23 protein-coding genes are annotated in these 25472 nt (G+C 69.9%); 14 read left to right on the top strand and 9 right to left on the bottom strand.

Going from position 1 to position 25472, the window contains the following annotated elements; all coding sequences use genetic code 11:
• Positions 1-106 precede the first annotated feature (106 nt).
• From F0U63_RS36020 to F0U63_RS36000, 5 genes are all read left to right on the top strand, one after another.
• Positions 107-661 (top strand): hypothetical protein, encoded by a 555-nt coding sequence (locus F0U63_RS36020; protein WP_395837220.1) that lies wholly within the window; start codon positions 107-109, stop codon positions 659-661.
• Complete coding sequence (locus tag F0U63_RS36015) at positions 662-1786, top strand: cytochrome-c peroxidase (RefSeq protein ID WP_395837218.1); 1125 nt, start codon at positions 662-664, stop codon at positions 1784-1786.
• A gap of 42 nt (positions 1787-1828) precedes the next feature.
• A complete protein-coding gene (locus F0U63_RS36010) occupies positions 1829-2236 on the top strand; it encodes a hypothetical protein (RefSeq protein WP_395837216.1) in 408 nt (135 codons plus the stop codon).
• 176 nt (positions 2237-2412) lie between these two features.
• Positions 2413-3036: a TIGR02265 family protein gene (locus F0U63_RS36005; protein WP_395837214.1), complete on the top strand. Its 624-nt coding sequence runs from the start codon at positions 2413-2415 to the stop codon at positions 3034-3036.
• 19 nt (positions 3037-3055) lie between these two features.
• Complete coding sequence (locus tag F0U63_RS36000; RefSeq protein WP_395837212.1) at positions 3056-3535, top strand: hypothetical protein; 480 nt, start codon at positions 3056-3058, stop codon at positions 3533-3535.
• Here F0U63_RS36000 and F0U63_RS35995 read toward each other — a convergent pair.
• The 3 genes from F0U63_RS35995 to rdgC are packed head-to-tail and all read right to left on the bottom strand — an operon-like array spanning position 3503 to position 5800.
• Positions 3503-4459, bottom strand: a complete 957-nt coding sequence (locus F0U63_RS35995) for a hypothetical protein (protein WP_395837210.1) — start codon at positions 4457-4459, stop codon at positions 3503-3505. The genes F0U63_RS36000 and F0U63_RS35995 overlap by 33 nt on opposite strands.
• A 20-nt stretch (positions 4460-4479) precedes the next feature.
• On the bottom strand, positions 4480-5154 hold the full coding sequence (locus F0U63_RS35990; protein WP_002624833.1) for a hypothetical protein: 675 nt from the start codon (positions 5152-5154) through the stop codon (positions 4480-4482).
• Positions 5141-5800, bottom strand: a complete 660-nt coding sequence (rdgC, locus tag F0U63_RS35985) for a recombination-associated protein RdgC (RefSeq protein WP_395837207.1) — start codon at positions 5798-5800, stop codon at positions 5141-5143. The genes F0U63_RS35990 and rdgC overlap by 14 nt, the downstream gene beginning before the upstream one ends.
• A gap of 101 nt (positions 5801-5901) precedes the next feature.
• Between rdgC and F0U63_RS35980 the strand changes: the two genes are divergently transcribed.
• Together F0U63_RS35980 and F0U63_RS35975 are read left to right on the top strand one after the other, a co-directional pair.
• The gene (locus tag F0U63_RS35980; RefSeq protein WP_395837205.1) at positions 5902-6369 is read left to right on the top strand and encodes an MAPEG family protein; all 468 of its coding nucleotides are present in this window, start codon (positions 5902-5904) and stop codon (positions 6367-6369) included.
• Positions 6370-6403: 34 nt separating this feature from the next.
• Positions 6404-7495 (top strand): hypothetical protein, encoded by a 1092-nt coding sequence (locus F0U63_RS35975; protein WP_395837203.1) that lies wholly within the window; start codon positions 6404-6406, stop codon positions 7493-7495.
• 3 nt (positions 7496-7498) lie between these two features.
• Here F0U63_RS35975 and F0U63_RS35970 read toward each other — a convergent pair whose 3' ends face one another.
• The gene (locus tag F0U63_RS35970) at positions 7499-8398 is read right to left on the bottom strand and encodes an ATP adenylyltransferase (RefSeq protein WP_395848480.1); all 900 of its coding nucleotides are present in this window, start codon (positions 8396-8398) and stop codon (positions 7499-7501) included.
• Positions 8399-8465: 67 nt separating this feature from the next.
• Complete coding sequence (locus tag F0U63_RS35965) at positions 8466-9452, bottom strand: hypothetical protein (RefSeq protein ID WP_395837201.1); 987 nt, start codon at positions 9450-9452, stop codon at positions 8466-8468.
• 122 nt (positions 9453-9574) lie between these two features.
• Here F0U63_RS35965 and F0U63_RS35960 point away from each other — a divergent pair, with 122 nt between their 5' ends.
• Positions 9575-9784, top strand: coding sequence for a hypothetical protein (locus F0U63_RS35960; RefSeq protein ID WP_395837199.1), 210 nt, complete (start codon positions 9575-9577; stop codon positions 9782-9784).
• A 3-nt stretch (positions 9785-9787) separates the two neighbouring features.
• A complete protein-coding gene (locus F0U63_RS35955; RefSeq protein WP_395837197.1) occupies positions 9788-13183 on the top strand; it encodes a PAS domain-containing protein in 3396 nt (1131 codons plus the stop codon).
• Positions 13184-13186: 3 nt separating this feature from the next.
• On the opposite strand, the gene F0U63_RS35950 is transcribed toward F0U63_RS35955, so the two are convergent.
• Positions 13187-13324 (bottom strand): hypothetical protein, encoded by a 138-nt coding sequence (locus tag F0U63_RS35950; RefSeq protein WP_395837195.1) that lies wholly within the window; start codon positions 13322-13324, stop codon positions 13187-13189.
• Between the two features lie 161 nt (positions 13325-13485).
• On the opposite strand from F0U63_RS35950, the gene F0U63_RS35945 reads away from it, so the two are divergent.
• Positions 13486-14589, top strand: a complete 1104-nt coding sequence (locus F0U63_RS35945; RefSeq protein WP_395837193.1) for an NADH:flavin oxidoreductase — start codon at positions 13486-13488, stop codon at positions 14587-14589.
• A 58-nt stretch (positions 14590-14647) separates the two neighbouring features.
• Here the strand turns inward: F0U63_RS35945 and F0U63_RS35940 are convergent, their stop codons facing one another.
• Positions 14648-16444, bottom strand: a complete 1797-nt coding sequence (locus tag F0U63_RS35940) for a DUF5011 domain-containing protein (RefSeq protein WP_395848479.1) — start codon at positions 16442-16444, stop codon at positions 14648-14650.
• Positions 16445-16946: 502 nt separating this feature from the next.
• Between F0U63_RS35940 and F0U63_RS35935 the strand changes: the two genes are divergently transcribed.
• Positions 16947-19091: a M4 family metallopeptidase gene (locus tag F0U63_RS35935; protein ID WP_395837191.1), complete on the top strand. Its 2145-nt coding sequence runs from the start codon at positions 16947-16949 to the stop codon at positions 19089-19091.
• A gap of 63 nt (positions 19092-19154) precedes the next feature.
• Here the strand turns inward: F0U63_RS35935 and F0U63_RS35930 are convergent, their stop codons facing one another.
• Both F0U63_RS35930 and F0U63_RS35925 read right to left on the bottom strand, forming a co-directional pair.
• Positions 19155-20330, bottom strand: coding sequence for an MFS transporter (locus F0U63_RS35930; RefSeq protein WP_395837189.1), 1176 nt, complete (start codon positions 20328-20330; stop codon positions 19155-19157).
• Between the two features lie 193 nt (positions 20331-20523).
• Positions 20524-21738, bottom strand: coding sequence for a VWA domain-containing protein (locus F0U63_RS35925; RefSeq protein WP_395837187.1), 1215 nt, complete (start codon positions 21736-21738; stop codon positions 20524-20526).
• A gap of 304 nt (positions 21739-22042) precedes the next feature.
• Between F0U63_RS35925 and F0U63_RS35920 the strand changes: the two genes are divergently transcribed.
• The 3 genes from F0U63_RS35920 (at position 22043) to F0U63_RS35910 (ending at position 25469) form a co-directional block, all read left to right on the top strand.
• On the top strand, positions 22043-23320 hold the full coding sequence (locus F0U63_RS35920) for an FAD-dependent oxidoreductase (protein WP_395837185.1): 1278 nt from the start codon (positions 22043-22045) through the stop codon (positions 23318-23320).
• Between the two features lie 12 nt (positions 23321-23332).
• Positions 23333-24682, top strand: coding sequence for a sigma-54 interaction domain-containing protein (locus F0U63_RS35915; protein WP_395837183.1), 1350 nt, complete (start codon positions 23333-23335; stop codon positions 24680-24682).
• 100 nt (positions 24683-24782) lie between these two features.
• Complete coding sequence (locus F0U63_RS35910; protein ID WP_395837181.1) at positions 24783-25469, top strand: MBL fold metallo-hydrolase; 687 nt, start codon at positions 24783-24785, stop codon at positions 25467-25469.
• Positions 25470-25472: the final 3 nt, after the last annotated feature.

The raw sequence follows: 25472 nt of genomic DNA, 5'->3' as shown, positions 1-25472 counted from the left end.
CATAGAGGCAAGTTCCCCGCTCGTCTCGAAAACCGCGGCCCTTCCTCCCTCCCCAGGCTGGCGCGGGGTGAGGCGCGATGGTGTCATGGCGCGAATGTGCCTGCTCGTGAGCCGACCCGCCGTGCTGCCCCTGTTGCTGTCCGTGTTGCTGTTGGCGCCCCTTCCCGCCTGGAGTCAGTGGGACGAGTCCCTCAAGGTGGATCCCTGGTTGTCCTCGGACAAGGCGGCGCACTTCGTGCTGAGCGCGGGGCTGGCGGGAGCGGGCTACGCGGGAGGGGCGCTCCTCTTCGCGGCGCCCGAGGCCCGCTGGCTCTCGGGCGCGGGGCTGGCGCTCGGCGTGGGGGTGGCCAAGGAGTTCTTCGACGCGGGCCGGGGGAGCATCTTCTCCTGGAAGGATCTCACCTGGGACGTGCTGGGGATGGCCACCGGGTTGACGCTGTCGTGGGCGGTGGATCGGTTCTTCTTCCAGCCCGGCGGAGTGGGGAGGGGCGCGGCCATGGGGCCTGTCCGGGAGCCTGCCCTCCGGGTGGACGGGGCAGGGCTTCCGGCAAGGATGCGCTTCACCCTGGCCCTGTCGCCCGATGGGCGGGGCCATCCCCAAGGAGGGCCGGGTAATGGTAGGAGAGTTCCCGTGGTGCTGTTCCTGATGGGAGGTTGGTAGATGAAGCGCAATCGGCTCTGGCTGGGCATGGGACTGATGTCCCTGGGTGCCCTCTCCACTTCTTGCAGCAAGGAGGCCCCCGCGCCCCAGGCCGCGCCGGCTCCCACCGCCGCGGCTCCGGCCGAGCCCGCTGCCCCCGCCGCGGCTGCGGAGCCTCCGCCGCAGATGGCCTACGCGAAGCTCGTCTCCTTCTTCCGCCCCTCGGCCTCCCAGGCCGCCGTGGCGAAGAAGGACACCCCGGAGCGCATCGCCCTGGGGCGCATGCTCTTCTTCGAGCCCCGCCTGTCGAAGAACCACGACATCTCCTGCAACACCTGCCATGACCTGGCCTCGTTCGGCGTGGACGGCAAGGCCACGTCCGAGGGACACAAGGGCCAGAAGGGCAGCCGCAACTCGCCCACCGTCTTCCACGCCGCCGGCCATGTCGCCCAGTTCTGGGACGGCCGCGCCGCCACCCTGGAGGAGCAGGCCGCGGGGCCGATGATGAACCCGGCGGAGATGGCCATGCCCAACGAGAAGCACGTGCTGGCCACGCTCAACTCCATCCCCCAGTACGTGAAGGCCTTCAAGACGGCCTTCCCGGGGGACAAGAAGCCGGTGAGCGTCACCAACGCCGCGCGCTCCATCGCCGCCTTCGAGCGCGAGCTGCTCACCACCGCGCGCTTCGACAAGTACCTCGCCGGCGACGAGCAGGCCCTGAGCGAGCAGGAGCGGCGCGGGCTCAACCTCTTCGCCAGCTCCGGCTGCACCACGTGCCACAACGGCCCCTCCGTGGGCGGCACCTCCTTCCAGAAGCTCGGCCTCATCGAGGACTACCCCACCGAGGACAAGGGCCGCTTCGACGTGACGAACAGCGAGGAGGACCTGCACAAGTTCCGCGTGCCCACCCTGCGCAACGTGGAGAAGACGGGCCCCTGGTTCCATGACGGCTCCGTCAAGGAACTGGCCACCGCGGTGCGCCTCATGGGCAAGCACCAGCTCGGCATGACCCTGAGCGACTCCGAGGTGGACGACATCGTCGCCTTCCTCAAGAGCCTCACCGGCGAGCTGCCCGGGCCCGAGCTGCTCACGCCCCCGGAGCTTCCGCCCAGCACCGCCAGCACGCCCAAGCCGGATCCCACCTAAAGACTCGCCTCTTGGGCCAGGGGGCATTAGGAAGGCGGCGCCATGCTCACTCTGCTCTTCAAGGCCCACTCCGGCCTGCGCTACCTGGTCCTCCTCCTGGGGCTCGTCGCCCTCGCCTACTTCGTCTACGGGTTCGCCACGAAGCGTCCCGTGGACAAGAAGGTGCGCATCCTCGGCTCCAGCTTCGCTGGCCTGCTCGACACGCAGATCCTCCTGGGCCTCGTGCTGCTGGGCGCCGGCTGGCCCTTCCGTCCCATGCTCTGGGGCCACCTGACGCTCATGCTGCTGGCGGCCGTGCTGGCCCACGTCCTGCTCGTCATCAACCGCAAGCGCCCCCAGCCCGGCTTCCTCCTGCCGCTCATCGCCGTGGGCGGCGCCCTGCTGCTCATCGTCGGGGGCATCCTCGCCATCGGCCGCGGCGTGATGTCCTCCACCTCGCTCGGTGGGTGACACGATTCTTCCCTCTCGAAGGATGTCACCTCCCGTGCGGGGCCGTGCACCCGGGGGCCATTGTCTTCCTCTCTGGCTCCGGATGAGTTGATACTTCCCGCGGATGGCCAGGAGTACGCTCAGGAAGCGCTCCGCGCGGAGAGTGGACCCATCTGTTGGACGAAGGGGTGTTCCCCATGGGTAGCGAATCCGATACTGGTGTCCCGTTGATGCTCGGCTCGGAAGAGGAGTTGCAGGCGCGTCTGGCCCTCACGGGACCAGGGGACGTGGCGCGCGGCATCTTCATGAACAGTCTGCTGGATCTGCTGCGCCAGTTTGGAGACGAGGAGTTGCTGCACCAGTGCCTCGCGCTGGGCGGTGAGCAGCGCTTCCTGGAGTTCTTCAACTACCCCCTGAGCACCTGGCTGAAGATGGCCTACCCCGCGGCGCGGCGCATGAGCGAGAAGTACGGGGACTTCTCGGCGGCCATGTGGGAGATGGGCTACCAGGCCTCCAAGGCCTTCTATGCCTCGAGCGCCGGAAAGGTGCTGGTGCTGCTGGCGCGCAACGATCCCCTTCGGCTGCTCAACAACATGCCCTCCACCACGCACGCGGTGCTGGGGGACAACACGGGCATCGATCAGATGAAGCGCACGGGCCAGTCGCACGGCGTGCTCTCCTACAAGCGGGATCTGGTGCCTCGCCCGTTCAACGAGGGCGCGCTGGTCGCATCGCTCGAGTCCGTGGGTGCCAGGGACGTGACGGTGCGTGCCCGCCCGCTGGGCCCCTACGATACGGACTACGAACTGTCCTGGTCGTGACCAGGGTCAGGCACACCGCATGGCCGACAAGCGCCGCTTCGATCTCTTCGCCCAGTTCCTCGTCGAGCGCTTCGCCGCCCCGCGCGTCTTCGACATCGCCGGAGGGCAGGGCCGTCTGAACGAGGCCCTGACGCGGCTGGGCCGCACCGTCACCACGTTCGACTCGCGGCACAAGCACCTGCCCGTGCGCTACGAGCAGCGGATGTTCACGCTCGACGAGCCGTGTGAGTGCGACCTGCTCGTGGGCATGCACCCGGACGGCGCCACGCGCATCATCATCGAGTACGCGGCGAAGCACCGGCTGCCCTTCGCCGTGGTGCCGTGCTGCTCGGACAACGGCATGCCCTACAACCCCTGGCGGCGCTACCTGGCGGACCTGGCGCGCGAGCAGGGCTTTCCCACGGTGGAGGAGCACGCGTTGCCCATGGACGGCCGCGCCCGGGTCGTCCTCGGCGACTTCGGCCCCTCACCCCGGGAACCAGGCACTGGCCCTCAGTAGACCGCCCGCCACCCGGCGCGCCGTGGCCACGCGCCGCCGGGGCGCTGGCTCCTGTCGCGCCTGCTCCGTCCAGTCGAAGTCCCGCAGCCGGGCGAGGAAGTCCTGGCGCACGCAGCCCTCCAGGCTGAAGACGTGCACGTCCTCCGTCCACCGCCGCGCCAGGCGCAAGTCCCGCGAGAATTCCTCCCAGTCCAGCGGCGGCACCTCGATGAGGCCCGGCACGTCCACGCCGCCCCCGGTGACGCCCACGCCCACGGCGCGCGCCTGGGGGCCATAGCTCTCCAGGAGCCCCGGGCCGTGGGGGCGCACGAAGCTCGTGTAGAGCATCAACACCTCGCGGTCGGCGGCCACGTCGAGCACCCCGGTGAGCCGCTGCAGCAGCGTGGAGCGCGCCTGGCGATCGTCCACGATGAAGGGCAACTGGTAGCTGTCCACCCGGTAGCCGTCTCTCCGGATGCGCTCCATCAGCGCGTGGTAGCTCGCCCGGGCCTCGCGCAGCAGCCCTCCCCGCGCGAGCCGGGGCAGGAGCGTCGGCAGCAGGCGCCAGCGGCTGTCCAACGCGCGCCGCAGGTCGCGGATGTCCGGCTCGATGTCCAGGCCCACGCCGTCCCAGACGAGGCCCTCGGTGAGCGTCCAGGCGCGGAAGTCCGCGTAGCGCCCGGCGGCCTGGGCCGCGTTGCCCTGGTGGAACCAGTAGCCCTGGTCCTTGGGCAGAAGCTGCCAGGCGATGACGGGCACGCCCGCCGCGTTCAACCGCCGCACCACCTCGGCGCGCTCGGGGCCCAGGTCGAGCACCCCGAGGCTCACGCTGGCGCGCAGGGCCTGGAGGTGCTCGAGGACGGACGGGGTGGCGAAGAGCGCCGTGAGCGGCCCGGCCTCCAGCTCGCAGAAGAAGGTGAGGCGGGCGGGGCCGGGCGTCGTCACGGGGCAAGCACCCACGGGCCTCAGCCGCGCGCGGCGCGGGCCAGTTGCACCTTGGTGGCCTTGGGCGCTTCGGACTCGCCCTTCATCCAGCTCTTCATCTCCGGGACGACCTTCTTGCTCCAGTTGCGGCTGGCGCGCACCTGGAGGAAGGCCACCACCAGCGCGTCCACCATGCCGGAGAGCTGCTCGGTGAGGTAGAGCCGCTCGAGGAGCTGATCATCCTCCTCCTCCGTCATGAGCTCCGGCAGCTTCGCCGCGCGGATGTCGAGGAACTCCGCGTCCAGCGTCACCTCGTACACCTTCTCGCCGTGGGTGAAGCGCAGCCGGGCCTGGTGCACGAGCAGCCCGCGGTCCAGCGAGTGGCGCACGTTCTCGGAGTAGGGCGCGAGCGTGCCCTTGGCCATCATCTCCGTCACGTCCCCGTTGACGCCGCGCAGCGTGCAGCGGCCCGTGTAGAGCACCTCCAGCCCCGTGCCCTCGAAGTCCACGAGCGCGCCGCCCGACTCCGAGCGCCACAAGAGCCACGTGAGGAACTCGCGGCCGAGGTAGGCCCGGCCCCGCAGGAGCTGTTCCCGGGCCTTGTCGCGCTCGACCTGGGCCTCGTCCCGCGTCTCCTCCTCGGTGGCTCCGCCGTCGACGCCCGTGTCACCTCTCATGAACGCCGCTTCGATTCGTGCCTGCTCACGCGTCGCCATGGCTCACCTCGCTGCTCTCGATCTCACTCTGGGAAATCTCCATGCCGATGAGCTCCGGGGTGGGGACCAGGTTCTCGTCGGAGATGCCGGCCTCGGCCGCGAGCGACACGGGCACGAGCGGCTGGAGCTTCACGTCGAAGGCCTCCTCGATGGCCAGGAGGATCTCCTCCACCGTCTTGCGCGAGGAGGCCCAGAGCTGCACCTGGTTCGTCTTCAGGTTCCAGCTCACGTCATGCACCTTGGTGAAGGGCACGGCGCGCTGGCGCAGCATGTGCTTGATGGAGGCGCGGTTCTCGCTCTTCTCGCCGCGGGTGGGGGCCCGGCCGTTCTCCTTCTCGAAGGCCTTCTCCCACTTGCTCAGCTCCGCCTTGAGCACCGGCGTGGGCACCTTCACGGTGTCCACGCGGTAGCCGAACAGCGCGTACTCGCCATAGAGCACGCTGCCCGTGGAGAAGTCCGTTCCATCGGAGTTCTCCAGCTCGACGAAGCCCGCGGCCCGCTCGTCCTCGGTCTTCTTCAAGTCGATGGGCTCGAAGTGCCCGGACTTCAGGCCCTTGGACAGCCAGCGTTTCGTATCGGATGGGGGGTCTCCGGCCGGTGTGGACCGGAAGCGCGAGAAGGTGACTGCTCCACTCAGGACAGGCATGAGGGGCGGCAACTTGGACAAGCCGGGGTCCGTCGTCAAGCCACCCGGCGTATGGCCCTCCCGGCTGTCCAAACGCGGACGCGGCTGGTAGAGGAGGCCCGATGAACGACCTGCCTTACAACGTCTCGCCTACCTTGCTGATCGCTCTGCCGGGCTTGCGGCTCTACGCGTTGTGTGCCGTCATCCTGGTCATCAAGATGATCGCCGTGGGGATCTACACCGGTGTGGTGCGCTCGCGGCTCAAGGTGTCCACCAACCCCGAGGACGCGGCCCGCTTCGGCGCCCAGTTGACCGAGACGGAACCCCCCGACGTGGCGCGCGTGCTCCGGGCCCACCGCAACGATCTGGAGAACATCCCCGCCTTCCTCATCCTCGGCCTCGTGGCGGTGTTGCTCGGCGCTCCGTCGGTCGCCCTGAAGGGGGCCCTCATCGTCTTCACCGCCGCGCGCGTGGTCCACTCCATCGCCTACCTCAAGTCCATGCAGCCCTGGCGCTCGATCGGCTTCGGCTTCGGCATGCTGTCCATGCTCACGGTGATGGTGCTCATCCTCATCCGCGTCTTCGCCTGAGCCCCCCTGTTCCCCCCCCGAGGAGTTGCCCTTCATGCGCCCCATGCTCGACAGCCTGCCGGTCCTCTACCGGGATCTCCTTCCGGACTTCTTCCAGAAGGGCGTTCCGGTGGAGACCAAGGCCACGTGTGACTCGTGCGCCATGTGTCCCTCGTCGGCCTCGGGCACGGTGGAGTCCGTGGACGGGGTGAGCCGCCTGTTCCGGCCGGACACCAAGTGCTGCACCTACTACCCCCGCCTGCCCAACTTCCTCGTCGGGGCGCTGCTCTCGGACGGGCGCGCCGAGCTGGCCGAGGGCCGGCGGCGCATGGAGGAGAAGATGGGCACCCGCCTGGGCGTGACGCCCCAGTGGGTGAAGGCCTCCGCGCGCTACAACCTGCTCTATCGCAACTCGCGCCAGTTCTTCGGCCGCGCCGCCTCCATGCGCTGCCCCTACTACGAGGAGCAGCAGGGCGGCTGCACCATCTGGCCCTATCGCGAGGCCGTCTGCTCCACGTTCTTCTGCAAGTACGTGGCGGGCGCGGACGGGCGCAAGTTCTGGATGACGCTCAAGACGTACCTGACGCTCGCGGAGATCCAACTGTCGCGCTACGCCGTGCTCCAGTTGCTGCCCGAGTACATCCTCGCGGGCCGCGACAAGCCGGAGCTGACGGACTCGCCGAGCGTGGAGGACCTGGACGAGCGGCCCGTGCCCGCCAAGGACTACACCGCGCTGTGGGGCAAGTGGGAGGGCCGCGAGGCGGACTTCTACCGGGCTTGCTACGACCTCGTACGCGCGCTCACGCCCGAGCAGGTGGACAAGCTGCTGGGGCTCGATGGTGTCATCGAGCTCAAGGTGCTGGAGAAGAGCCACCGGGACGCCGTCACGCCCGAGCTGCCCAAGGTGCTCAAGCTCAACCCCGAGGCCACGGTGAAGTGGCTCGCGGACGGCAGCGTCGCGCTCGGGGCCTACAGCGAGTACGACGCCGTGGCGCTGCCCGGCATGGCCTATGCGCTCCTCGTGGAGTTCACCGGCCTCGAGCCCGTCGAGAAGGTGCGCGAGCGGCTGCGCCAGGAGAAGCAGGCGGACCTGCACGAGGACATCCTGCTGGAGCTCTACCGCCACCGCATCCTGACGGCGGCTTGAGCCTCACCCGAGCACGACGGGCCGGGTCACCTGGCGCAGCAGCTCCATGGGCCCCTGCTCCTCGAGCTGCTGGCGCTGCTGCTCCGTCTTGACGAGCAGCGAGCCGCCAAAGCCCATGGCGTTGACGTTGATGCCCTGGGACTCGGCGCACGCGCGGGGCACGAGCAGCATCCAGTCGCGCGTGGCCAGCAGGTTGTAGGGCGGCAGCGGCGTGGTGCCCATCGCCGCCGCGGCCATGAGGGCCTGGTAGGCCTCGAGCATGCGCGTCCCATCTTTCGCGGGCACGCCCTCCCAGGACCCGAGCCCCGTCGCCACATGGCCGAAGCCCAGGTCGGGCACCGTCGTCACCACGCCGCGCGCCAGGGGCGCGGACAGCCACGTCTCCATGGGGACGCGCAGGCCGTCGGGTCCCAGCGGGGGGATGAGCTGCAGGTGCTTGTGCCGCTGGCTCGCGCCCGCCGCCTCGCCGGAGTTGTAGAAGGCCAGCCCGTCCAGCCCGCTCATGCACAGCGCGAGCGCCTCGAAGTCCGCGGCCGTGAGCCAGGACTCCTGCTCCTCGAAGACGCGCGTCACGATGAGCAGGTGGTGCTCGACGACGTTGAACTTGTTGAGCAGACACACGTGCGTGGGCGTCAGCCCGCCCACCACGAGGTTTGGATCCGGGTTCTCGAAGGGGTTGAAGGGCGTGGCGCGAGGCGGCTCGCGCCTGGCGCGCTCGTCCTTGAGGTGCGCCCGTCCGAGCATGCGCACCTGGAAGGGCACGCCCCGGTGGTTCAGGGTGCGGCACTCGGTGGCGATGGGTTGCAGGGCTCCGGTGGCCAGTCCATGCCGGGTCGCTTCGAGCGTCTGGGACCACAGGTCCTCGGGCCGCAGGAGGGACGGGGGAGCGGTGCGCGTGTTCATCACGGCGTACCTTACCGCCTCCACCGGGGCTTGCGGCGAACCGTTCGCTCCCGGATGGGCTCTGGGCTCAGGGCTCACGCATCACCTCTTGCAGCCACTGGGCGAAGGGCGCCGAGCCCACGAGGGGCCCCAACCTTCCGCGCACCGACTCCCGGCCCATCGTCTGGAAGGTTTCCAGTACGCCGAGCGCGCCCAGCACCTCGCGCACCGGCCGCTGGCCGTCCCGCTCCATCGCCCGGGTGATGAACGCCTCGAGCTCCGGCAGGGCCCGCCCCGAGGCGAGCCATTGGGCAATCCCCTTGCGCGCCACGGCCGTGCCGCCGGGCACGTCCACCTGGCCCAGCTCGCGTCCCAGCCGCGACAGGGGCAGGCCGAGCACCCCATCGAGCAGCGCCACGCGCAGCTCGGCGTGTTCCGCGTGGCGGGTGGGGTTGCTCAGCGCGTCGGCCACCTGTTGGAAGATGCCCGAGAGGGCCGAGTCGACGAAGTCGCGGGCGCGCTTCTCCACCTGCCGCTCGATTTCGTCCGACAACGCCCCGGCGATGCCGCCCAGGGCCCCGCTGTTGCGCGCCTGCTCGGCCGCGAGGCGCGCCAGGCCGGTGAAGCCCTTGGCGATGCGGTTCTCCGTCACGGGCGCGCTCACCTTGCGGCTGAACTCGATGAGCACGTTGAGCAGCAGCGCCCCCACCAGCGTGCGCACCGGCGGGCGATCCAACAGCGCGAGCACCAGCGTCCGGTCCGGGGAGTAGCGGCGCGAGGCCAGCTCCACCCCCGCCTTGGCCAGCTCGGGCGGCAGGGCCTCGCGCACGGTGCGCTGGTCCTGGGTGAGCTGCTGCTGGAGGTGCTGGAGGGCCGAGGCCAGCTCGCGCTCCGCGGTGGGCGAGGCCGAGGCGCCCTCGAGGGCCTGGGTGAGCGCGCGGGCCAGCAGGGAGGGCGGAAGCAGGGTGGTGAGCGGCTGGGTCAGCTCGTGCTCCACCACGAGCGCGGCGAGGCGGTCCAGGGGCCCGTCGGGCGAGGTGTCCTGGAGCCGCGTGAGGAGTTGCTGGGCGTTCATGCCGGCACCATAGCCTTCATGAAGGGCAGGCGGTCACCCAGGCAGGCGGGCATCCAGGGGCCGGGTGTCTTCCGCCGGGCACGTCCTCATTGTTGAGATACCTACCTGTGGGAGGAACAGCCATGAGCGACAAGGACGTCCTGCATATTCCCCTGACTCCTACACCCCCCTCCCGGGACGCGGGGGCGGAGGAGGAAGAGCACCCCCACCACGCTCCTCCGGTGATGCAGCCGGACGAGGGTCCGGGGGAGACCCCCTCGCTCGGTGGCAATCCACGTGTCATCAAGCCTGTGAACACGCCGGGCCGGTATCCAGGCGTGAGCGTGACGTGACGCGTGGGCGGCCGCTCTCAAGGGGAGTGCCGTGGCCCGGCCCCGGCTGAGGGGGCCAAGCTTCACGGGCCGCGAGAAGAGGCGTCCGGCGAGAGCCGTCTCGCCGGGCTGGTGGATGCCCGGCGCGAGGAGATCATGCGCCGCTGGATCGGCCATGTCGCGTGCTTCCATGCCACGGAGACCCACAGCCGCTCCGAGCTGGAAGACCACATGCCCGAGTTCCTCACGGCCCTCTGCCGCAATCTGCGCGAGGGACACCATGAGCGGGCGCGCGACTACGACTCGTCCAGTCCGGTGAAGAACCAGGGGGCGCGGCACGGCCTGCAGCGCCTGCGGATCGGCTTCGATCTCGAGGCGGTGGTCCGGGAGTATGGCGAGCTGCGGGAGATCCTCGATGATCTCTTCGAAGAGGCCGGTCTGGTGCCCTCGCTGGACGAGGAGCGCATCATCAACCAGAGCCTGAGCCTGGCGGTGGCCGAGGCGGTGTCCAGCTATACGGCCAGCCAGCGGCTGCGCCTTCATGAGGGACGGCTGACGCTCGACGCGGTGGAGAACGGGGATGCCTTCTTCATCCTGGACGCCGAGTGGCGGATGGTCCGCGTCAACCGCACCCAGGAGCGCTTGGGCCAGATGCCGCGCGAGCAGTCCCTGGGACGCGTCTTCTGGGATGTCTTCCCGCTCACCCGGGATCCCTCCTTGCAGTACTGGACCCAGTACCACCGGGTGATGCGCGAGCGCGTCCCGGTGGCGTTCGAGGAGTACTACGCGCCCCTGGATCTCTGGACCGAGGTGACGGCCTATCCCGAGGAGGCGGGCGGCATCATCGTCTTCTTCCGGAACGTGAACGAGAAGAAGCGCCTGGAAGCGGCCCTGAAGCGCTCCGAGGAGCGCTACGAACTCGCCTCGCGCGCCACCCAGGAGGCCATCTGGGATTGGGACCTGATGACCGACTCGATCGCCTGGAACGAGGGCGTGCGGACCCTGTTCGGCTACGCGCCCGAGGAGGTGGGCGCGAGCGGCGCGTGGTGGCTCGAGCACATCCATCCGGAGGACCGCGAGCGCGTGGATCGCGACATCCATGCCTTCATCGCCTCGGCGAGCGCCGAGCGCTGGGTGTGCGAGTACCGTTTCCTGCGCGCCGACGGCAGCCCTGCCGAGATCGTGGATCGCGGCTATCTGGCCCGGGATGAGCGGGGCAGGCCCCTGCGCATGGTGGGCGCCATGCAGGACGTGACCGCCCAACGCGAGGCCGAGGCCGAGAGCGCGCGCGCCCGCAGGTTCGAGCAGCTCCGGGAGCGGCAGATCCTCGGCCTGGCGGAGGCCGCCGCGGCCATCCACGGCGCCTCGTCGCGCGAGGGGATGCTGCGTGCCCTCGCCCTGCATGCCCGGGCGCTCGTCGAGTCGCACCAGGCGGTGGTGTTCCTCACCGAGGACCAGAACCGGGCCCAGGCCCTCTCCGAGGTCTCGCTCTCGGAGAAGTACGAGCCCTGGCGCGAGTACGCCGCGAAGCCGGAGGGCAGTGACCTCTACGCCTGGGTGTGCGAGCGCAACCAGCCCGTCCGCATGACCCGGGCGGAGCTGGAAGCCCATCCGCGCTGGCGTGGCTTGGGCGCCCATCACCACGAACATCCGCCCATGCGCGGCTGGCTCGCGGTGCCCCTGGTGGGACGTGACGGGAAGAACCTGGGCCTCATCCAGCTGTCGGACAAGCTGGACGGCGGCGACTTCTCGGCCGATGACGAGGCCCTGATCGTTCAACTGGCGCAGTACACCAGCGGCGCCCTGGAGAACGAGCGCCTGGCCCTGGAGACCCAGAAGGCCCAGGAGCGCGCGCGCATCGCGGTCGAGGCCACGCAGCTGGGCACCTGGGACCTGGACCCCCGCACGGGGACTCTCATCTGGGATGCCCGCTGCAAGCAGCTCTTCGGCCTGCCGCCCGACGCCCCGGTGGACTACCCCTCCTTCCTCTCCCTCCTTCATCCGGAGGACCGGGAGCGGGTGGACCAGGTCGTCCAGCGCTCCATGGACTTCCAGGGCGGTGGGGCGTTCCACACCGAGTACCGCACCGTGCGCGCGAGCGATGGGGCCGAGCGCTGGCTGGACGCGCGGGGCCGGACGTTCTTCGACGGCCAGCAACGGCCCGTGCGCTTCACGGGCACGGTGCTGGACATCACCGAGCGCAAGCAACTGGAGGCCGAGCGCGTGGCCCTGCTGGAGCGCGAGCAGGCCGCGCGCACCGAGGCCGAGAAGGCCAACCGGCTCAAGGACGACTTCCTCGCCACGGTGTCACACGAGCTGCGCACGCCCCTCACCGCCATCCTGGGCTGGGTGCAGATCCTCCGCTCGGGTCAGCTCCCCGAGGAGCGGCGCATGCGCGCGCTGGAGACGGTGGAGCGCAACGCCCACGCCCAGTCCCAGCTCGTGGAGGATCTGCTGGACATCAGCCGCATCATGTCCGGCAAGCTGGTCCTGGAGGTCGAGTCCGTCGATCTCTGCGCGGTGGTGGAAGCCTCGCTCGAGTCCATCCGACCGGCCGCGGCGGCCAAGGGCATCCTCTTGCAGCCCGTGCTCGACTCCATCGCGACCGTCATGGGAGATCCCACCCGGTTGCAGCAGGTGGTGTGGAACCTGCTGTCCAACGCGGTGAAGTTCACCCCCAAGGGGGGCCGCGTCCAGGTGCTGGTGGAGCGGCGCGACTCCTCGGTGGAGATTGTCGTCGCGGACTCCGGCAAGGGCATTCCGGTGGACTTCCTGCCGCACGTCTTCGAGCGCTTCCGCCAGGCGGAAGGCAGTGTCGCGCGCAAGTACGGGGGCCTGGGCCTGGGCCTGTCCATCGTCAAGCACCTGGTGGAAGCCCACGGTGGCACGATCGACGCGTTCAGCGAGGGCGAGGGCCGGGGCGCCACCTTCACGGTGCGGCTGCCCACGGCCGTGGTGCGGCGCAAGGAGCCCGGTGCCTCCTCCTCCTCGGGCTCGCGGGACGAGCCCGATCTCTCATGCCCGCCCCAGCTCGAGGGCCTGCGGGTGCTGCTCGTGGATGACGAGGCGGACACGCGCGAGTTCCTGCGCACGCTGCTCGAGGCGTGCCGCGTGCGGGTGGAGACCGCGGGCTCGGCCGCCGAGGGCCTGCGCGCGCTCCTCCAGACGCGGCCCCACCTGCTCATCTCCGACATCGGCATGCCGGGCGAGGATGGCCATGCCTTCATCCGCAAGGTGCGCGCTTTGCCCGCGTCCGAGGGCGGCCGCATCCCGGCCGTGGCGCTCACCGCCTATGCCCGCGCCGAGGACCGCACCCGGGCGTTGCTCGCCGGCTTCAAGGCCCACGTGCCCAAGCCCATCGAGCGCTCCGAGCTGCTCGCCGTCATCCTCTCGCTCATTCCGCCCCCCGAGGAGCGCTGAGCTTCACGCGGGCCAGACCATCACCCACACCCACACCGGGGACCAGTAGCCCACGGGAGGCATGGGCCGCGCGGACGCGGGCTTGCTCTCACGGCGCTTGCGGAACTCTTCCAGGTTGATGACGGCGGAGGCGTGGCTCATGGCGGACACCGGTTCGGAAAGGAAATCCTTCCTGATTGTCGGAAGGAGCCGTCCGCCGGTTGCGCGGATTTTCGTCCGCCAAAACGGAGAGGGGGCGGCGGGGGGAGGGGGAGGCCGTTATAAGGCGCGCCCGAACACCGCTGAACCGGAGGTCCGTTCCCGTGGCCGCAGATGCTCTGTTCCGACCCTTCTCCTACAAGTCCCTTCATCTCAAGAACCGCATCGTCATGGCGCCCATGACCCGGTCCTTCTCGCCCAACGGGGTGCCGCCGCCCGAGGTCGCCACCTACTACCGCCGCCGCGCCGAGGGCGAGGTGGGCCTCATCCTGTCCGAGGGCACCGTCGTGGCCCGGCCCTCGGCCAAGAACGATCCCAACGTGCCGGACTTCCACGGGGAGCAGGCGCTGGCCGGCTGGAAGCGCGTCATCGACGAGGTGCATGCCGCCGGTGGGCGCATGGGCCCGCAGCTCTGGCACGTGGGCTCGGCGCGCAACCCCCAGACGAAGTGGGTTGCTCCGCCTCCGGTGGATAGCCCCTCGGGCATGTCCTCACCCGGCAAGCGCTTCACCGAGCCGATGACGGAGTCGGCCATCGCGGACACCATCGCCGCCTTCGGCAAGGCCGCCGCGGATGCGAAGCGGCTGGGCTTCGACGTGGCGGAAATCCACGGCGCCCACGGCTACCTCATCGATCAGTTCTTCTGGGCGGGCACCAACGAGCGCACCGACGTCTATGGCGGCGCCACGCTCGCCGAGCGCACCCGCTTCGCCGTCGACGTGGTGAAGGCCATGCGCGCCGCGGTGGGCGAGGACTTCGTCCTCATCCTGCGCCTGTCCCAGTGGAAGCAGCAGGACTTCGGCGTGAAGCTCGCCCAGACGCCCAAGGAGATGGAGGCGTGGCTCACGCCGCTCGTCGACGCGGGCGTGGACATCCTCCACTGCTCCCAGCGCCGCTTCTGGGAGCCGGAGTTCGAGGGCTCGGAGCTCAACTTCGCCGGCTGGGCGAAGAAGCTGACCGGCAAGCCCACCATCACCGTGGGCTCGGTGGGGCTGTCGGGCGAGTTCATCTCGACCCTCATGAAGGGCGAGGGCTCCCAGCCCGCGTCGCTGGACAACCTGCTGCGGCGCCTGGAGCGGGAGGAGTTCGACCTGGTGGCGGTGGGCCGCGCGCTCATCTCGGACGCGCAGTGGGTGCGCAAGGTGCGCGAGGGCCGCGACTCGGAGCTGTCCGCCTTCGATCGCGAAGCGCTCGCCACGCTGGTGTGAGTCCGCGGCGGCGAGGGCGGACGTCCGCTCCCGCCGCCGCCCGCGTGGGGTGGCCCTGCTACGGCGCGAGGACCGTGACGGTGCGGGTGGCGGTGCTCGTGTTGCCGGCGCCGTCGGTGAGGCGGTAGGTGAGGGGATAGGTGCCCGGCACCCGCGGGTTGACCGAGCCGGAGACTCGGATCCGGCTTGGCCAGGACCAGGTGTCCATGTAGGGACCATCGCACGAGTCGTCACCCGTGGCACCCGGCTCCTGGTAGGGCGTGTCGTAGGGCAGGGTGAGGCTCGAGGGGCCGTTGAGGCTCAGGTGGGGCGGTCGCGTGTCGACGACCGTCCACACGGTGTCACAGCTCGCCTGGTTGCCGGCGAGATCGACGGCGCCGACCGAAGCGGTCCAGGTGCCCGGCCGGCCGTAGTATTGCGGCGTGTAGTTCACGAATTGGATGTCGCAGTTGTCGTGGACGTCGAAGTCCACGACGGTCTGGCCGCTGTAGGTGCACTCCAGCCGGAGCGTGGCGGGACAGGTGACGAGCGGCGGTGACACGTCGTGCGAGCAGTCATTCGGGCTGACGAGCCGGAACCGGGTGCGGTTCTTCGCCACCGCCGGCTCATACTGCTCATAGGCCACCAGGAAGCGGGCGGGGCCCTGGGCGGCGATGCCCACCCAATCCCCGGGCGAGGCCTCATGGAACGCGGCGAGCCAATCCTCCGCGCCTGCCTCGAGCGTCCCCGAGGTGGACACCCGTGTGGTGCGCAGCTGGCGCTGTCCGTCGCGGGTGGCCTGCCAGAGCACCCGGTAGTCCTGTCCATCGAAGGTCGCCTGGAAGGACGCTCCATTCCAACCCGAGCCCAGGGGGAACTCGGCGCCGGAGCCCACGGGGATGTCCGCGGCGTCGAGCAGCGCCCCATCCGAGGCGCGCACGCGCCGGGCCTTCAAGGACGTGCCCTCGTTCCACAGCACGAGGAACTCGCCCTGCCGCGCGGCGACCCGGACCTGGGTCGCGGACGCCGGGGAGAGCGACAGGGGCGTGGCGTCGAGCACCTGGCCCGCCGCGTCGACGCGCGCCGCCTTCACCCCGCCGTCGACCCACGCCACCAGGGTCGCGCCCTCCTGCGAGGCGGCATGGAAGGCGGGCTCGTCCACGGTGACGTGGAAGGAGGTGGACTCGATGCGCGTGCCGTCCGAGGGACGGATCCGGATGCCCTGGAGCCTGTGGTCCGCGATGCCCTGGTCGAGCCAGGCGAAGCCATGCCAGAACACCAGGTAGTTCGTCCCGTCGAACGTCACGGTCTGTGCGTACTGGGGCAGGTAATCCGGTGGACTGATGCGCAGGGGCTCCGTATCGAGCAGCGCGCCATCCGAGGCCCTCACGCGCGCCCCCACGATGGCCGGGCTCGAGGTGAGGTCCGTCCAGGTCACCAGGAAGTTGGCTCCGTCGAAGGCCACCGAGGGCAGGTAGGAGACCGGGCTGCCCGTGGCGAGGTGAAGGGGCGAGGCGTCCAGCAGCGCGCCGTCCGAGGCGCGCACCCGCACGGCGAGGAGATCTGGCGTGTCGTGGCCCTCCATCTCCCAGACGACGAGGTAGACGCCATTGCCCGCGGCCACCGTGGGTTGGGCGTCCACGGACCAGGGAGGCGTCGTGGTGCTCACGGGGGTTTCGGCCGAGGCCTGGAGCGTGGAGTCGAGCGCCCGGGCCGTCTGGCCAATGCCTTGCTCCTCGCGGAGGGCGGCGGAGTCCGTCGGACCACACGCGGCGAGCGCCCCCAGGAGCGGAGCGCAGCGCAGCAGGCAATGCCAGGGAAGGCGCGCGAGCGTGCCCGGGCGGGAACTCGTGCGATGAAGCGTGTCGGGAGTCACCAAGGGGAAGGACCTCCTGTGATGGCCATGTGGGGATGGGTGGAGCGGACAAACATTAACATACGAACCACCACTCTCCGTATGGCAGGGTTTCCGCTTTCAATGACAGCCGGGTGCGTCATGCGGGCCTGCTCCAGGCGGCTTCCTTCCCCTTGTAAGATTCCACGCCTGGTGCCCGGCCGAAGCCATACACAGACACCGCGGAGGTCTCTCCCTTCCTCCTTGCCGATGGGCGCGGCGCCTAGCAAAAGGCGCACTTCGAGTCAAAGGGGGGGACCCGGATTTCCGTGTGCTCCGTTGCCTCCTGACCGAACGGTCAACATTCTCCATTCTCAATAAATGATAAGATACGATACTGTCGTAATAAGTTCCCTATTTGGTAAAAATCAGTTATACACAGCTCACTGGAAATGCCCGTTCCCCAATTGTTCCAGTGACCGGAGGCAGTTCAGTGAGTCATAGCATTCGCGGAGTCGTTGGAGTTACCGCTCTGTCGTTGTTGATGAGCGCGTGCACCGAAGGCAGCGGCCTGGAGGGGTCCAAGGCCGAGGGTGTCAAGACTTTGGCGTCGGCGCTTGGCAACAACGTCGTGGACAAGGATGAGGCGGGCGTGGCCCGGTTCATCGTGGGCGATCTGGGCGCTGCCCCGGCCTCCTCGCTCGCCGCGGATCTCGCCCCGGCCCTGGCGACCATCGCGCCCCAGTTCCGCATCAGCCCGGACAACCTGCAGCTCAAGCGCTCCTACAAGGATGCGCAGGGTGATGAGCACCACCGCTACCAGGTCAGCTACAACGGGCGGGCCATCTACGGGGGCGAGCTGCGCCTGCACGCGCGCGCCGGGAAGATCATCGCCGCCAACACCAACGTGCGTGGCGATCTGACGGGTCCGGACAAGGCCATCGTGGCCCCCGAGGCCGCCGCCGTCGCGGCCGCCGAGGACCGTGACGCCCCGCTGTCCGCGCGCACCGCCGCCGGCGAGCCGGAGCTCTTCTACTACCGCGCGGGCGACAAGCTCCTGCTCGTCTATGAGGTCCGCCAGACGGGGACGCAGGCGGACGGCACGCCGGTGGACGACTCGGTGCTCGTCAACTCGCTGGATGGCTCCATCGTCCAGCGCATCCCGCACGTGCACACGGCCCTGGACCGCAAGATGTACGACGGCCTGACCAAGAGCACCCTGCCGGGCACCCTGACGCGCATCGAGGGCGCGGCGCCCGTGGCCGACGCGGTCGTCAACACCAACTACGATCACCTCGGCACGGTCTACAAGTGCTACAGCGAGCTGTTCGGCCGCGACTCCATCAACAACGCGGGCGCCACGCTCATCAGCACCGTGCACCACCAGGTGAAGTACGTGAACGCCTTCTGGAACGGCACCCAGATGGTCTACGGCGATGGTGACGGCGTCAACGCCAGCAACCTGGCCAACTCGCTGGACGTCACCGCGCACGAGCTCACCCACGCCGTGACCGAGTACGAGTCGGACCTCATCTACTCGGGCGAGTCCGGTGGTCTCAACGAGTCCTGGTCCGACATCTTCGGCGCCGTGTGCGAGTGGTACCGGGACGGCAAGGTCGTCAGCGCCGCCACCTGGATCGTCGGTGATGACGTGTGGACGCCGTCCATCCCCGGCGACGGCCTGCGCTACATGGCCAACCCCACCCAGGATGGCGACTCGCTGGACTACTACCCGGACTATTCCTCCGGCGTGGACGTGCACTACAGCTCGGGCATCTCCAACCTGGCCTTCTACCTGCTGAGCCAGGGTGGCAAGCACCCCGCGGGCAAGACGACCACGGAAGTGACGGGCATCGGCATCGAGAAGGCCGCGAAGATCTTCTACAAGGCCAACGCCGACATCATGACGGCCAGCACCAGCTTCGAGCAGGCCAAGGTCGCCACCGAGCAGGCCGCGCAGCAGCTCGGCTATGACGCGGCCACCATCGCCTCCGTCTCCAACGCCTGGAAGGCCGTGGGAGTGGGCGTGCCCGTGCCTCCTCCGCCCACGTCGCCCATCGAGAAGAACGTGCCGGCCAACGTCGAGGGCGCCAAGGGCTCCAAGAAGTACTTCGACTTCGACGTGCCCGAAGGCGCGTATGACCTCCAGGTCACCCTGGCCGGTGGCACGGGCGACGCGGACCTGTACCTGCGCTTCGCCAACGCGCCCACCACCAGCCTGTACGACTGCCGTCCCTACAAGTCCGGCAACAACGAGTCGTGCACCGTCGCCGCGCCGAGCAACGGCAAGTGGTACGTGATGCTCAACGGCTACAGCGCCTACTCCGGCGCCACGCTGACGGTGACCTGGAAGGGTGGCTACACCAACATCGAGAACCGCCAGAAGGTGGAAGGCCTCTCCGGCACGCCGGGCTCCGAGCGCATCTTCAAGCTCGCGGTTCCCGCTCGCAAGAACGGTGGCAACAACCACGTGCAGATCCGCCTGCACGGCGGCACGGGCAACGTGGACCTGTACGCGCAGCACGGCTCGGCGCCCAACACCTTCGAGTACGACTGCCGCGGCGTGCACGACCACAACAACGAGACGTGCAACCTCAACGACGTGCGCCCGGGCAACTACTACATCCTGGTGTACGGCGCGAAGGGCGGCTTCGAGGGCGTGACCCTCGAGGTGCTCCACCAGGAGTAGTCTGAAGCACTCGAGGTAGTCCCCTGAAGGGGGTGGGTCCCACGACCCACCCCCTTCTCGTTTTCAGGCCCCGTCCGGGAACACGCGGTGCGCGCCCGCGGCGATGAGGCCGAGGAGCACCACGAGCAGCCCCAGGGCCACGGGCAGGCGCGTCCAGTCGGCGAGCAGTCCGACGAGTGGCGGGCCCACGAGGAAGCCGCCGTAGCCCGTCGTGGACACCGCCGCGATGCTCACCGCGGCGGGAATGGCGGACACCCGGCCCGCCGCGCTGAACAACACGGGCACGAGGTTGGACAGGCCGAGCCCCACGCACCCGAACCCCACGATGGCCGCCACCGGGTGGTGCAGGAGCAGCGCGGCCCCGAGTCCCCCGGCGGCCAGCAGGGCTCCCGCGCCCAGCAGCACCCTCGGGCCCAGGCCGCTGACGAGCCGATCCCCCGTCAGCCGTCCCATGGCCATGGCCAGCGAGAAGCCCGCGTAGCCCGCGCCCGCGAGTCCCGCCTCGGCCGCCAGGGATTGGCGCAGGTAGACGGCGCTCCAGTCCGCCATGGCCCCCTCCACCATCATCACCACGAAGGCCGCCGCGCCCAGCACGAGCAGCGGCCCCCGCGGCAGCGCGAAGGCATGTGTGGCGCCGCTCCCATCCGCCGAGGCGGGCAGCAGGAAGCGCGCGCAGGCGAGCAGCGCCGTGCCCCCGAACGCCGCCACGCCCAGCATGTGCGTCTCGGGCGTCATCCCCCGGGAGAGCAGCAGCACGGAGCCCCCCGCGCCGGCCAGGCCCCCCAGGCTGAACAGGCCATGGAACGAGGACATGATGGTTTTTCCCACCCGGCGCTCCACGGCGACGGCATGGGCGTTCATCGCCACGTCCATGGAGCCATTGGCGGCCCCGAGCGCCACCAGCGCCAGCACCAGGGACGGGAAGTCGAGCGCGCGCACGGGCAACACCACCAGGGCGCACAGCAGCAGGGCGCTCACGAGCGTGACGAAGCGGCTGCCCCAGCGCGACACCAGCGCTCCCGTCACGGGCATGGCCACCAGCGCCCCCGCCGCCACCCCGAGCAGCGCCAGTCCCAGCAGGCTCGTGCTCAACCCCAGCCGGCCCTGCACCGTGGGGATGTGCGGCACCCAGCTCGCGAAGACGAAACCATTGATGAAGAAGACGGTGGACACCGCGGCACGGGCCTCGCCCGGGGTGGGCTCGGCGCGCGCCGGGGCTTCGAGCGGAGACACCCTCATGGGCGCACCCCCCGCGGAAACCGTGACCCCGAAACCGGCACAATACCGCATGAACCAGCCCAGGGGATTTCCCGCCATCCTCCTCGGCGGGAAGGGAGGTGCTCCTTGCTCGTCGTTCGCATGTGTCTCCGCGTCCGTGCGTTGTTTTGCACGATGATGCGTTAACATGCTGGTTCGTGCAAGAGGGGAGGGCTCAGTAGCTCAGTCCGTGCGCGGCGGCCTTGGCCTTCACGCTCTTCATGACGTTGGCGTCGAAGGCGTCCTGCTTCTCGGCCACGTTCTTCGCGCGCCAGGAGTCGCGCTCGGCCGCCAGCTTCGCGGCCTTCTCCTCCAGGGCCTTGCGCTCCTCGGCGAGCTGCTGGACCTTGGCGGTGCGGCCCGCGGTGTCCAGCGCGCGCAGCTCTCCGGGCAGCTCGTCGTCCGCCACGCTGGCGAGGGCCTCGGGCTGCGCCGTGAGGTCCACCGCGCCCTGCACCGGCGCGGGCGCGCTGCTCACCGCCGCGGCGGCGGCCCCCTTGCCCCGGCCCCGGGTCGTCTTCATGAACTGGATGCGCTCGGCCGCGGCTTCCGCGGGCAGCTCCGCCATCTGTCCGGCCCGGGCCTGGTTCGCCTCGCGCGCTTCCTTCTTCCCCGCGTACATCGTCTTGCGCGCCAGCTCCGCGTTCACCCGGGCCAGCTCCGCGTCATAGGGCGTCGCCACCGCCGCCATGCCTCCGGACTGCTCCAGGGATTCGTACAACCCGTCCGTCGTCTTCGCCGCGTACTTCCATTGCGTCTGGGTCTCGGGATCGCCTCCACAGCGCACCGTGTTCACCACGATGTGCTGCTCCGCCGCCTTCTTCACCCAGTGCTGGAAGTTCCATTGCTTCTCGCGCTGCGCGGGCGGCGCGTCCCCCACCAGGAAGATGAGCTTCATCGTCTCGCGGCCCGGGTCCCACGACAGCTTCGACACCGCCTCGCCCAGGCCCCGTCCCACGTGCTCGGGGGTGTCGCCACCGCCATCCGCCCGGAGCTGGCGCAGGTGCGTGAAGACGCCATCCAGGTCGTCCGTGAGATCCGTCCACCGGGTGACGTACTCGTCGCCCACGTCCCGGTAGGCCACCATCCCCACCCGCACCCGAGGCGTGGGCTTGCCCTGGGCGATCCGCGACGCGATGGAGAAGATCTTCTGCTTGGCGCCCTCGATGAGCCCGCTCATGGAGCCCGTGGTGTCCAGGACGAAGACCAGATCGATTTTGGGCTGGGCCTCTTTCTGCGGGGGCGCGGCAGGCGGGGGGGTCTGTGGTTTGGGCTGGACCTGGGCGGGTGGGGCTGGGGGAGGGCCACCGGCGAGGGCCAGGGGCGCGGCGAGCATGGAGAGGGCGAGCGCGGCCCCCAGGGCGGGGCGCGAGAGGGTCTTCAGGGTCATGGCGAGGAGGTCCGGGGAGGGAAGGAAGAGGTGCTGAGAATCCAGCGCGCGCGGAGGCTGTAACGGATGAGCCTCTGTTTGGGTCTACGCGCGGAGGTTCTCCTCGCCCGGGGCCTTGTGAACCGTGTGCTCGTCCCGAGGATGGAGGCGTGTGAGCGGTGGGTGAAACACCCTGAAACACGTCTTGAAACAACCGGGGGCGTGGGGCGCTCGTGTGCTCTCGGGGGAGAGGGGTGGCACGCGTGCTGCACAGGGTGAGGATCCTTCCATCCACCCAGGATGGTCGCCACAGCGGGAGAGCGACATGAGCGAAGCGATGATCGAACACGTCCGCGCGGGGCAGGAGGGCGCGTCACTGGCCCGGATTCCCAGCGCCTCGCGGCATCGAATCCTCATCATCGGTGGGGGGACCGCGGGCATCAGCGTGGCCGCGCGGCTGGCCCGCGCCGGGCAGAAGGACGTGGCGATCATCGAGCCCAGTGCCCACCACTACTACCAGCCGCTCTGGACGCTGGTGGGGGCCGGCGAGGCGCGCGTGGAGGACACCGTGCGCGACGAGGCCCGCCTCATTCCCAAGGGAGTGAAGTGGATCCAGGACTGGGCGCGGGACGTGGATCCGGTGGCTCGCAAGGTGAGCACCCGGGGGGGCCTGGAGCTTGGCTATGACTTCCTCGTGGTGGCGCCGGGCATCCAGCTCGACTGGGACAAGGTGCGCGGGCTGCGCGAGGCGCTGGAGTCGCGGCCCAATGTCTCCAGCAACTACGAGGCGCGCTACGCCCCCAAGACGTGGGACATGCTGCGCGCCTTCCAGGGGGGCACCGCCCTCTTCACCCACCCCTCCACGCCGGTGAAGTGCGCGGGCGCACCGCAGAAGATCATGTACCTGGCCGCGGACCACTTCCGCAAGCGGGGCCTCGGCAAGGCCGCGCACGTCGTCTTCGCCTCCGCGGGCAAGGCCATCTTCGGGGTGAAGGAGTACGCCGCGGTGCTCGAGCAGGTGGTGGCGCGCTATGGCATCGACACGCGCTTCCAGCACGATCTGGTGGAGGTGCGCGGGGAGCGCGACGAGGCCGTCTTCCGGCGCACCCGGGCGGATGGAGGCGCCGAGCAGATCGTCCTCTCCTACGAGCTGCTCCACGTGTGCCCGCCCCAGAGCGCGCCGGACTTCATCAAGGCGAGCCCCCTGGCCTGGCAGGACGGCCCCACCCGGGGCTGGGTGAAGGCGGACAAGTACACGCTGCGCCACCCGGACTACCCGGAGGTGTTCGCGCTGGGAGACGCCTCGGATCTGCCCACCTCGCGCACCGGCGCGGCCATCCGCAAGGAGGCGCCCGTGCTGGTGGAGAACCTGCTCTCCGTCATGGCGGGGCGCGAGCCCACCGCGAAGTACGATGGCTACGCGTCCTGTCCGCTCACCACCGCCTACGGCAAGCTGCTGCTCGCGGAGTTCGGCTATGAGGGCAAGCCCACGCCCACCTTCCCGTTCATCGATTCCATCAAGGAACGGCATGACATGTGGCTGCTCAAGAAGTACGGCTTGCCGCAGCTCTACTGGAAGTTGATGCTACGCGGACGGGCCTAGCGCCCCTCGCCCATGTCCTCCTCCAGGCCCTCCCTCAGCACGCCCCTGGTGCGCTCCGCCCTGGAGGCCCTGGCCGGTGACGTGCTGCTCGTGGATGAGCGGCTGCGGGTGGCCGACGCCACGTCCCAGGCGCGGGTCCGGCTCGGCCTTGGCGAGCTGCTCCCGGGGCGGCCCCTCGCCGAGGTGCTCCGCCTGCCCGAGGGACATGGGGGACTCGAGGCGCTGCTGTCCCACGGGCGGCCCCTGGAGATCTCCCTCCGCGGGGAGAGCGGAGCGGGGTGCTCCATCCGGGTGCGCGCCCTGGCGCTCGACGAGGGCGCGAAGCGGCTCGGGTGGTTGGTGTTGCTCTCGCCGGGGGCGGCGGAGGCCTCGCCGCGGGGGGACGCCGAGGAGACCTTCCACGGGCTGTGGACGCGCGACGCGGGGATGAAGCGCCTGTTTCGCATCGTGGAGAAGGTGGCCCGCACCGAGTCGAGCGTGCTGGTGCGGGGCGAGTCCGGTACGGGCAAGGAGCTGGTGGCCAACGCCCTGCACGCCATCTCCGCGCGGCGCAAGGGTCCCTTCCGGGCCATCAACTGCGCGGCCCTTCCCCCCAGCCTGCTCGAGAGCGAGCTGTTCGGCCACGTGCGCGGCGCCTTCACCGGCGCGGTGCGCGACAGCCCGGGCCACTTCCGGCTCGCGGACGGGGGGACGCTCTTCCTCGACGAGGTGGGGGAGATTCCCCTGGAGCTCCAGGGCAAGCTGCTGCGGGTGCTCGAGACGCGCACCGTCATTCCCGTGGGCGGGCGCGCGTCGGTGCCGGTCAACGTGCGCATCGTCGCCGCCACCCACCGCGCGCTGCGCCGCGAGGTGGAGGAGGGCCGCTTCCGCGCGGACCTGATGTACCGGCTGCGCGTGGTGCCGCTCTTCCTGCCTTCGCTGCGCGAGCGGCGCGGGGACATCCTGCCCCTGGCCCGGCGCTTCCTCGATGAGCTGGAGCGCCAGGGCTCGCGCCACGTGGAGCGCATCTCCCCCGGAGCGCAGCAGCTCCTGGAGCACCACGGCTGGCCGGGCAACGTGCGCGAGCTGCGCAACGTGATGGAGTACGCCTTCGTCATTGGAGAAGGCCCCCTGCTGCACGAGGCCGATCTGCCGCCCGAGTTCTCCGAGCCCCGTCCTTCCGCCGAGCCCTCCGCGTCCCTGCGTCCCGCGCGCCCGGCCAGCGCCCTGGCCCGTCCGGTGGATGCCCATGATCCGGCCACCCTGCGCGCCGCGCTGGAGGAGGCGGGCGGCAACCACACCCAGGCCGCCCGCCTGCTGGGCATCAGCCGCGTCACCCTGTGGCGCCGGTTGCGCGCGCTCGGGGACAAGGTCTCGCGGTAGCGCGTTTCACGCTGTTTCACGCGAACGTTTCAACCCGGGGCGTCCGGGTGCTCCTCCAGGAGGGGCGGCCCTGGCACGGTGATCGCAATGAGCGCGGGACATGATCTTCCGCCAGCTCTTCGACGCCGAGTCCTCGACCTACACCTACCTCCTGGGCGATCCGGCCTCGGGGCAGGCCGCGCTCATCGATCCGGTGCTCGAGCAGGTGGAGAGGGATCTCACGCTGGTGCGCGAGCTCGGCCTGCGCCTCACCCATGTGCTGGAGACGCACGTACACGCGGACCACATCACCTCCGCGGGGCGGCTGCGCGAGCGCACCGGGTGCACGGTGGTGGCCAGCGAGCGGGGGGCGTCGTGCGCCGATCTCCACGTGCGCCATGGGGACGAGGTGCGCGTCGGGGCCCTGGGGGTGCGCGTGCTCGCCACGCCGGGACATACCGATGACGGTGTGAGCTACCAACTGGGGGAGCGGGTGTTCACGGGGGACACGCTGCTCATCCGCGGCACCGGGCGGACGGACTTCCAGAATGGGGACGCGGGCCAGCTCCACGACTCCATCACCCGGGTGCTCTTCGCCCTGCCGGACGACACGCTCGTCTACCCCGGGCACGACTACCAGGGCCGGACGGTGACGACCATTGGCGAGGAGAAGCGGCACAACCCACGCCTCGTGGGCCGCGGCCGCGAGGACTTCATCCACCTCATGGGCAACCTCCACCTGCCCATGCCCCGGAAGCTGGACGTGGCCGTGCCCGCCAACCGCTCCTGTGGGCGCCTGAACTCGTGAGGA

The organism is Cystobacter fuscus, assembly GCF_044360685.1.
Taxonomy (GTDB): Bacteria; Myxococcota; Myxococcia; order Myxococcales; family Myxococcaceae; genus Cystobacter; species Cystobacter fuscus_C.
This window is presented reverse-complemented; position numbering and strand designations above follow the sequence as displayed.

Coding starts and splice junctions, on each gene's coding strand:
- F0U63_RS36015 (WP_395837218.1), top strand. CDS start 662: ATGAAGCGCAATCGGCTCTGGCTGGGCATGGGACTGATGTCCCTGGGT.
- F0U63_RS36010 (WP_395837216.1), top strand. CDS start 1,829: ATGCTCACTCTGCTCTTCAAGGCCCACTCCGGCCTGCGCTACCTGGTC.
- F0U63_RS36005 (WP_395837214.1), top strand. CDS start 2,413: ATGGGTAGCGAATCCGATACTGGTGTCCCGTTGATGCTCGGCTCGGAA.
- F0U63_RS36000 (WP_395837212.1), top strand. CDS start 3,056: ATGGCCGACAAGCGCCGCTTCGATCTCTTCGCCCAGTTCCTCGTCGAG.
- F0U63_RS35990 (WP_002624833.1), bottom strand. CDS start 5,154: ATGGCGACGCGTGAGCAGGCACGAATCGAAGCGGCGTTCATGAGAGGT.
- rdgC (WP_395837207.1), bottom strand. CDS start 5,800: ATGCCTGTCCTGAGTGGAGCAGTCACCTTCTCGCGCTTCCGGTCCACA.
- F0U63_RS35980 (WP_395837205.1), top strand. CDS start 5,902: ATGAACGACCTGCCTTACAACGTCTCGCCTACCTTGCTGATCGCTCTG.
- F0U63_RS35975 (WP_395837203.1), top strand. CDS start 6,404: ATGCGCCCCATGCTCGACAGCCTGCCGGTCCTCTACCGGGATCTCCTT.
- F0U63_RS35970 (WP_395848480.1), bottom strand. CDS start 8,398: ATGAACACGCGCACCGCTCCCCCGTCCCTCCTGCGGCCCGAGGACCTG.
- F0U63_RS35965 (WP_395837201.1), bottom strand. CDS start 9,452: ATGAACGCCCAGCAACTCCTCACGCGGCTCCAGGACACCTCGCCCGAC.
- F0U63_RS35960 (WP_395837199.1), top strand. CDS start 9,575: ATGAGCGACAAGGACGTCCTGCATATTCCCCTGACTCCTACACCCCCC.
- F0U63_RS35950 (WP_395837195.1), bottom strand. CDS start 13,324: ATGAGCCACGCCTCCGCCGTCATCAACCTGGAAGAGTTCCGCAAGCGC.
- F0U63_RS35935 (WP_395837191.1), top strand. CDS start 16,947: ATGAGCGCGTGCACCGAAGGCAGCGGCCTGGAGGGGTCCAAGGCCGAG.
- F0U63_RS35930 (WP_395837189.1), bottom strand. CDS start 20,330: ATGAGGGTGTCTCCGCTCGAAGCCCCGGCGCGCGCCGAGCCCACCCCG.
- F0U63_RS35925 (WP_395837187.1), bottom strand. CDS start 21,738: ATGACCCTGAAGACCCTCTCGCGCCCCGCCCTGGGGGCCGCGCTCGCC.
- F0U63_RS35920 (WP_395837185.1), top strand. CDS start 22,043: ATGAGCGAAGCGATGATCGAACACGTCCGCGCGGGGCAGGAGGGCGCG.
- F0U63_RS35915 (WP_395837183.1), top strand. CDS start 23,333: ATGTCCTCCTCCAGGCCCTCCCTCAGCACGCCCCTGGTGCGCTCCGCC.
- F0U63_RS35910 (WP_395837181.1), top strand. CDS start 24,783: ATGATCTTCCGCCAGCTCTTCGACGCCGAGTCCTCGACCTACACCTAC.